Genomic DNA, 1,557 nt, shown 5'->3' with positions numbered 1-1,557 from the left:
CAGGCCGCCTGGGTCTTGAGGTGGCCGAACATGATGTGGCGCGCCTCGTCGTCCATCTCGGTCTTGAAGGTGAACTTGTCCTTCAGTGCGATCGCCCGCGCCGCCGCGGGCCGCGCCGAGACCTCGTCGAGCAGCCGCTTGACGTTGGGGTATTTCGCGAAGACGTCGTCACCGAGCACGAACGGCGCCATCCTTGCCCAGCCCCAGAACGCCATGTCCACAATGGTGTAGGTGTCGTCGACCATGTAGCGGCTGGCGGCGAGGTGATCGTCGAGGATCTTGTAATGGCGATGCGCCTCGAACTGGTAGCGGTTATGCGCGTAGTCGAGCTCCTTCGGCGCGAAATGCTTGAAATGCACCGCCTGTCCCGAATAGGGGCCGAGCCCGGTCGCGATGAACATCAGCCACGACAACAGCTCCGCGCGGTTTTTCGGCGTCGCCGGCGGCAGGAATTTTCCCGTCTTCTCCGCCAGGTAGAGCAGGATGGCGTTGGAATCGAACACCAACACGCCGTCATCGTCGATCGCCGGCACCTTGCCGTTCGGATTCACCTTGAGGAATTCCGGCTTGAACTGCTCGCCCTTGCGGGTATCGACGGCGACCGGCTCGTAGGGCAGGCCGGATTCTTCCAGAAACAGCGCGACCTTGTTCGGGTTCGGCGCGCCGCTGAAGTAAAATTTGAGCATCAAATTCTCCCTTGCTTTTCGTCGGTCTCGGAGGAGTTGGGGGTGCGGCGCCGGACGGCGGGCAGCCATCTCCATGCGCAAGTTTCGTCAAGTGCGCAAGCGACGAGTTCGTGACGTGGCGCCGCGGGCTGCCCCGACGGCATTCGGAGTGCTGCAAACGGCGAGAGGAAAATGCGCGGCCCTGGAGAAAAGCTCAGCCGGCCGCCATGCCGGCGCGGATTTCGGCGCGCAATTCGTCGATCAACCTCAGGCCGCCGTTGGTCTCGACATGCCAGAAGGTCCAGCCGTTGCAGGCTTCGGCGCCCTGCGCCACCGCGCCGATGCGGTGGATCGAGCCGACCTTGTCGCCGAGCATGATGGCGCCGTCGGCGCGGACCAGCGCGCCATGGCGCTTCCGGGCATCGACCAGTTTCGTGCCGGGCCGGATCATGCCGCGCTCGATCAGTTCGGCGAACGCCACGCGCGGCGCCTCGCGCGCGGTCACGAACGGCGCCAGGCTGGCCTCCGGCAGCGGCTCGATGGCGGCGATGCGCGCTTCCGCAGCCTTGGCGTAAACGGCGTCGCGCTCGAAGCCGATGTAGCGGCGGCCGAGACGTTTGGCCACGGCGCCCGTGGTGCCGGTGCCGTTGAACGGATCGATCACGAGGTCGCCGGGTTTCGAGGACGACAGCAGCACCCGCGCCAGCAGGCCCTCGGGCTTCTGGGTCGGGTGGACCTTCTTGCCGTCGGCGCCCTTGAGGCGTTCCTCGCCGGTGCAGAGCGGGATCAGCCAGTCGGAACGCGCCTGCACGTCCTCGTTGGCGGCCTTCAGCGCTTCATAGTTGAAGGTGTAGCCCTTGGCATTCTCGTCGCGCGCCGCCCAGATCATGGT

2 protein-coding genes are annotated in these 1,557 nt (G+C 65.7%); both read right to left on the bottom strand.

From position 1 onward, the window contains the following. Positions 1-686, bottom strand: a 686-nt coding sequence (locus WCB02_RS01935; protein ID WP_423955767.1) for a glutathione S-transferase family protein, incomplete at its 3' end; no start/stop codon positions are given. 193 nt (positions 687-879) lie between these two features. Then, positions 880-1,557: site-specific DNA-methyltransferase (locus WCB02_RS01930; RefSeq protein WP_423955765.1), on the bottom strand; the 678-nt coding region annotated here is incomplete at its 5' end.

It is taken from the genome of Bradyrhizobium sp., from assembly GCF_049581145.1.
Classification (GTDB): Bacteria; Pseudomonadota; Alphaproteobacteria; order Rhizobiales; family Xanthobacteraceae; genus Bradyrhizobium.
This window is presented reverse-complemented; position numbering and strand designations above follow the sequence as displayed.